This window comes from Polaribacter sp., assembly GCF_965656025.1.
In the GTDB taxonomy this organism is placed as follows: domain Bacteria; phylum Bacteroidota; class Bacteroidia; order Flavobacteriales; family Flavobacteriaceae; genus Polaribacter.
In genome coordinates this window covers 17,953-24,284 of record NZ_CBFHJT010000039.1, presented here as the reverse complement: position 1 = coordinate 24,284, position 6,332 = coordinate 17,953, and the positions used below count along the sequence as shown (strand labels likewise).

Sequence of the window (6,332 nt, the reverse complement as noted above, 5' to 3'; positions counted from 1 at the left end):
AATTTCTTCTAAGGTCATTGGTTGGTGTTCTCCTAAACCAAAATAAAGTTTTACAACGTCTGCTTCTCTTGGTGTTAATGTTTCTAAAGCTCTGTTTATTTCGATTCTTAAAGATTCGTGTAACAAAGTTCTATCTGGATTTGGAGACTCGCCAGAGTTTAAAACGTCGTATAAATTAGAGTCTTCTCCTTCAATTAAAGGTGCATCCATAGATACATGACGTCCAGAATTTTTCATAGATTCTTTTACGTCATTTACAGTCATGTCTAGTTTCTTGGCAATTTCTTCGGCACTTGGTGGGCGCTCATTTTCTTGCTCTAAGAAAGCGTACATTTTGTTAATTTTGTTGATAGAACCAATTTTATTTAACGGTAAACGTACAATTCTAGATTGTTCCGCTAAGGCTTGTAAGATTGATTGACGAATCCACCATACAGCATAAGAAATAAATTTAAAACCTCTGGTTTCATCAAAACGTTTTGCAGCCTTGATTAACCCTAAATTACCTTCGTTTATTAAATCTGGTAATGTTAATCCTTGGTTTTGATATTGTTTTGCTACGGATACCACAAAACGTAAATTGGCTTTTGTTAATTTTTCTAAAGCTCTTTGATCTCCAGCTTTAATTAACTGTGCTAATTCTACTTCTTCATCTGCAGTAATTAAATCTACTTTACCAATTTCTTGCAAGTATTTGTCTAAAGATGCAGTTTCTCTATTGGTAACCTGTTTTGTAATTTTAAGTTGTCTCATGTATTCTAATTGGCAGGCTTTTTTTTAGGATTAATGAGAAGCCTACGATTACTTATACGCAAGATTGTTTGTAAATGTTACAAAAAAAAATATTTTTTTTTGAAAAAGTTTGTTTTCAACCATTCACCGATTAGAATATACCGTTTAACTTTTTAAAATATTTAATTGTGACTTATTCATTTATTTAGTGTCATAAATACAACAAAAGTGAATAGAACAGCAGTTAAAATTACCGATGAAGAATTAGTTTTTGAAATAGTAAAAACCAATAATACAGAATTATTTGCCATGTTATATGACAGATTTTCTACAGTTGTTTATAATAAATGTTATGGTTTTTCTAAAAGTAAAGAAGAAGCTGAGGATTTGATGCAAGACGTTTTTGTAAGATTGTTTGTAAAACTAAAAACGTTTAAAGGTAATTCTAAATTTTCTACTTGGTTATATTCTTTTACTTATAATTTCTGTGTAAATTATGTACAAAGAAATAGTTATAAGAAGAAAGAAAAAGTAACGATAGTTACCGATCAAATTAAAGAAAATGATACTGCTTTTGATGATATAGACGATGTGTCTTTATTAGAATTAAAATCTGCAAAATTAGCAAAAGTGTTAAACAAGTTAGAGCCAGCAGAAAAAATGATTTTATTGATGAAATACCAAGATGAAAAAAGTATTAAAGAAATAAAAGAAATTTTAAATATTGGTGAAAGTGCTGTAAAAATGCGAATAAAAAGAGCAAAGGCTAAAGTTGTAAAATTATACCAAGTGTTGTAAAAAAATAATGAGTAATCCGTTTAAAAAAATTCTCCCGAAGCATAAAGTATCACCTATTGTAAAACAAAATGTTTTGCTAGATACAATGATGATTAAACAAACTATAGAAACTGCAGATAAGTACATTTTAAAATACCCAAAAACACTTACTAGCTTTTTTAGTAAAAATAAAGACTCTTAATAAAATAATGGTGTACTAAAGTTTAAGTGATATACTACCCCAACTTTAAGATTAAAAGCCCACTCGTTATTTTTGTTTTCAAAAACAGCCGCTTGTAAACCATCTACTCTGTCAGAAAAAAAGTACATGTAATTAAATTGTGCTACAAAATCTAACTTTTTAGTAAGCTTGTACCTTGTACCCAAACCAATGTTAACAGCAAAGGTTTCTCCAGAACCTAAGGCTAAATGGTTTTCATCTTGATATTTTTTGGGTAATAAAGTAACATCTTGTTTCCAGTCTCCTAAATCTGAATTTACGCCATTATTAAAAAAGGAGTATTGAATTCCGAAGGTAAAGAATGGATTAAAAGAGATGTCTGAATAAGGATATACAAATTCTTCTAGAGGTCTTAAAAAGTATTCTAAGTTTACTCCAAGGTTTAACATTCTTACATTGCCTTTCATGGCTCTTAGTTGTTCTCCTCCATAAGTTTGTTTAGAAGCGTAATAACCATAGTGTTCTAAATCTGTATTTTTAATGTACTGTAATTCTGTTTTAACCATTAAATGGTTGTGTAGTACATTGTTGGGATCCCAACGTAAAGTTCTATTGTAAAAACTAAGATAGTGTGCAACAGAAAACGACATGTTTTTGTTGTTAATTTCACTACCAAAATGTCCGCGTTCTCCGTAATCGCTTTGTAAACTAGAGGATCCAACAAAACCACCAATATCATGGGTAAAATGTTGAGCCTTAAATTCTAGAATAAAAACAATTATAAAGATAATTGTTATAGGGGTTTTCAAGATTTAGGGGTCTTAAAGTAAAAAGTCAAATATATACTAAATTATTCGGAACAACAAAACTTAATTTGTTTTTTTAACGGTAAAGGTATTGCCTTCTAAAAAATAATTAGCTCTAACTTTTAAGTCTTCTTCATAATAGATAACTGGTTCGGGTTGTTTTTTTGTTAGGTATTCTCCAGTATCCCACTTTTTATTATTGTTAGCATCTATAATGGCTCTAATTGTATAGGTTTTAGGTTCTAATAAATCAAAAACCAAAGTTTCAGAAGTGTTTATATACTTTCTGTCTATAATTTCATCATTTTGTTTACCACTTAGTAAATCGATTATTAAATTATCTTGATCTGTATTGACAATATTAATAGTAATTTTACCATAGTCTTCTAACTCTATGGTTTTAAATCGATATAATAAAGTGTCATTTTCTATATTGTAAATATCTTTAAATGAACCCGGTAAAGCTTTTATACTATAGTTCTGTTTTTGATTTTTCTCGAATAAAAAACCAATTTTATTTTCTTTTTTAGAGATGTATTTTGTAAATTTTACATTTAAAGTATCTTTATCTGTAAAAGAAATTTTACTAGTATCTATTGCTATAATAGGATTATTACTTTTAATAAAAAAGGTATCTCTTAAGTGCAGTGTACCAGATGTAGAAGGTGATAATTTTAAAGAGTCTATTTCTTTTTTTCTAAACTTTACAGTAACAGTATCTAAAAAAATATCATTAGAAACTATAAAGTTTAAAGAATCTACCTCTATAGGCGTATGCCAATAGCTTAAGGTGTCTTTGTCTATTTCTAGTTTGGCTATACTTTTAAAATCTTCTGGCACTTTAGAAAGTAATGATACCTTTAAATTTTTAATAGCACCTTCAAAACCAAACTCTATTTTTCCTTTAAAAATTTCTTTAGCTCTTCTAAATCTATAAGGTTGTGTTTCTTTAAAAAGTTTTAAAGGTTTTGTAAGAATACTATCTTTTGGTAGTTGTATGGTATCACTGTAAAAAGCAATTTTATCTGTTATCGGATTAAAAATATAATCGCTAGAATTTTCTTCTAAAGCTAATAATAAATAGTTTCCTTCTTTTAAATTGGTGAAATTAAACTTTGTAGTATCCAATGCTGTGGTTACGTAATTTGGTTTTTGTTTGTAAATTATAGAATCCGTAAAAATACTATCTAACTTATACAAAAGAATATTTGTGTTTTTGGGGTCTTTTTTTAAAAATGCATCCTTTACAAAGCCTTCATTTTCTAAAGAATCTATGTAAGTACCTGTCGAAAAAACGTATTTAAAAGCTTCTAGCTTGTTACTCTCGTTATTGTCTTCTATGGCATTCCCAAAATTAAAAATATAGGTAGTGTTTGGTGCTAGTGTGTCTAAAATTTCAATCTTTAAAAACTTACTTGCAGTCCCTTGTGGGGCTACTAATAGAGGGTTTTTAAGAGGTGGAGATACTACTAATTGCTTATTTAAATCCTTTAGTTTTACAAACTCGTTAAAAACAAGCTCTACCTCATCACTTTTAAAATTGATGGTTTTATAAGGTGGTTTAGAGGTAACAAAAAGTGGAGGGTCCTCATCTTTTGGACCACCATCTGGTCTGCCTGTTTTTGCACAGCTTGTTACAGTTAATATAAAAATTGAAAAAAAAAGATACTTATAAAAGAGTTTCACAAACGGTAAAATTTTTTACAAATTAACAATTTATTTTTCACATTAAAATCACAAAATTTATTCTGTATATGCTATTGTTAAAATACTTATTTTAATGTTTTCAGTTTTAAAAAGCTCTAAAGCACACGCTTCTAATGTTGCACCTGTTGTAATAACATCATCTATAATTAAAACATGTTTATTTTTAAAAAACGTTTTGTCTGATAATAAAAATTGTGTTGCTTGGTTGTTAAACCTTTCAAAACGAGATTTAAACGTCTGGGTTTTTGTCGCGTTTTTTCTAACTAAAATATCTTCTACAAAAGGCTTTTTTAAGTGATGACTTAGTTTTTCGCCAAATTTTGTAACCTGATTGTAACCTCTTTCTTTTTTTCTTTTGTAATGAATTGGCACAGGCACAATCACATCAACATCAGGAAATTGATTATTTTCTGCTAAAAATACTCCTAACCAATTTCCAAAAAAGACACCAATTTCTTCATTTCCTTTGTACTTTAAATCGTGTATTAATTTTTTAGTGATACTTTTTTTTCTAAAGATTAATAAAGCATATGCCTTTTCTACAGTAATTCTTCCATAGAAAATTTTAGCAACTTTATTATCTGTAAAAGAACTAAAGTTAGTTAAAGGTAAATCGTGTCTACAAATTGTACAAATTACAATTTCATTTTGTAGTAATTGTGTATTACAATTGGCACAAATTTTAGGATAAAATAAATTTAAAAAATCGTTTAAAATTTTCATTTTCTTACATAGCAATAGCATTTAAAGATACTTAAAATTGATGAATTATATTTTATCATATAAAAAGTGAGTTTTTATACTAATTTACATGAGTGATTTATTTACAAAAATGATGTAATATTTTTCTTGAAAAAGTTACCTAAACGTTTATCTTTGTCGGCATTATGGCAAAACAAGAAGATCAATTTAAAAAGGTATTATCGCATGCAAAAGAATACGGTTACGTATTTCAATCATCAGAAATTTATGATGGTTTAAGTGCGGTTTATGATTATGCTCAAAATGGAGTTGAGCTAAAAAAAAATATTAGAGATTATTGGTGGAAAGCAATGGTGCAAATGCACGAAAACATTGTAGGGATAGATGCTGCAATTTTAATGCACCCAACAACATGGAAAGCTTCTGGACACGTAGATGCCTTTAACGATCCTTTAATAGACAATAAAGATTCTAAAAAAAGATACAGAGCAGATGTTTTAGTAGAAGATTTTAGAGAAAAAATAAATCAAAAAATAGAAAAAGATATTACTAAAGCTAAAAAACGTTTTGGTGATGCTTTCAATGAAGAGGAGTTTAGAGCAACAAATCAAAATGTTCTTCGTCGTCAAAAACAGATTGATGAAATTTCTGCTGAATTAACCAGAGTTCAAGAAGAAAGTGATTTGGTAGGTTTTAAACAACTAATTGTAGATTTAGGAATTGGTTGCCCTGCATCAGGTTCTAAAAATTGGACAGAAGTAAAACAGTTTAACTTAATGTTTGGTACTCAAATTGGGGCATCAGCAGAAAACTCTACGCAAGTATATTTAAGACCAGAAACAGCACAAGGAATTTTTGTAAACTTTTTAAACGTTCAAAAAACAGGACGTATGAAAATTCCTTTTGGAATTGCACAAACTGGTAAAGCTTTTAGAAATGAAATTGTTGCAAGACAATTTATTTTTAGAATGCGAGAATTTGAACAAATGGAAATGCAATTTTTTGTAAAACCAGGAACTCAAAAAGAATGGTATAATACCTGGAAAGAAACGCGTTTAAAATGGCATTTATCTTTAGGTATGGGTGCAGAAAATTATCGTTTTCACGATCATGATAAATTAGCACACTATGCAGATGCTGCAGCAGATATTGAGTTTAAATTCCCATTTGGTTTTAAAGAATTAGAAGGCATACACTCAAGAACAGACTTCGATTTAAAAGCACACGAAGAATATTCTGGTAAAAAGCTGCAATATTTTGACCATGAAGAAAACAAAAGTTATGTGCCTTATGTAGTAGAGACTTCTATAGGTTTAGATAGAATGTTTTTAGCTGTGTTTTCAAATTCTTTACAGGAAGAAGATTTAGAAAACGGAACTACAAGAACTGTTTTGAAATTACCAGCAGTGTTAGCACCTTTTAAAGCG

General features: G+C 28.8%; 7 protein-coding genes. 3 read left to right on the top strand and 4 right to left on the bottom strand.

The window, feature by feature from the left end:
- Positions 1-753: sigma-70 family RNA polymerase sigma factor (locus ACTG3S_RS08890; protein WP_439129004.1), on the bottom strand; the 753-nt coding region annotated here is incomplete at its 3' end.
- A gap of 207 nt (positions 754-960) precedes the next feature.
- On the opposite strand from ACTG3S_RS08890, the gene ACTG3S_RS08885 reads away from it, so the two are divergent.
- Both ACTG3S_RS08885 and ACTG3S_RS08880 read left to right on the top strand, forming a co-directional pair.
- Positions 961-1,530 carry an RNA polymerase sigma factor gene (locus ACTG3S_RS08885; protein ID WP_439129003.1) on the top strand — a complete coding sequence of 190 codons (570 nt, stop codon included), beginning with the start codon at positions 961-963 and terminating at the stop codon, positions 1,528-1,530.
- Positions 1,531-1,537: 7 nt separating this feature from the next.
- On the top strand, positions 1,538-1,711 hold the full coding sequence (locus ACTG3S_RS08880; RefSeq protein ID WP_439129002.1) for a hypothetical protein: 174 nt from the start codon (positions 1,538-1,540) through the stop codon (positions 1,709-1,711).
- Here ACTG3S_RS08880 and ACTG3S_RS08875 read toward each other — a convergent pair.
- The 3 genes from ACTG3S_RS08875 to ACTG3S_RS08865 are packed head-to-tail and all read right to left on the bottom strand — an operon-like array spanning position 1,708 to position 4,926.
- Complete coding sequence (locus tag ACTG3S_RS08875) at positions 1,708-2,499, bottom strand: THC0290_0291 family protein (protein WP_439129000.1); 792 nt, start codon at positions 2,497-2,499, stop codon at positions 1,708-1,710. The two genes, ACTG3S_RS08880 and ACTG3S_RS08875, sit on opposite strands and share 4 nt — an antisense overlap.
- A gap of 60 nt (positions 2,500-2,559) precedes the next feature.
- Entirely contained in the window at positions 2,560-4,182 is a 1,623-nt protein-coding gene (locus ACTG3S_RS08870) for an Ig-like domain-containing protein (RefSeq protein WP_439128999.1), read from the bottom strand.
- Positions 4,183-4,239: 57 nt separating this feature from the next.
- Positions 4,240-4,926: a ComF family protein gene (locus ACTG3S_RS08865; protein ID WP_439128998.1), complete on the bottom strand. Its 687-nt coding sequence runs from the start codon at positions 4,924-4,926 to the stop codon at positions 4,240-4,242.
- Positions 4,927-5,090: 164 nt separating this feature from the next.
- Between ACTG3S_RS08865 and ACTG3S_RS08860 the strand changes: the two genes are divergently transcribed.
- Positions 5,091-6,332, top strand: a 1,242-nt coding sequence (locus ACTG3S_RS08860; protein WP_439128997.1) for a glycine--tRNA ligase, incomplete at its 3' end; no start/stop codon positions are given.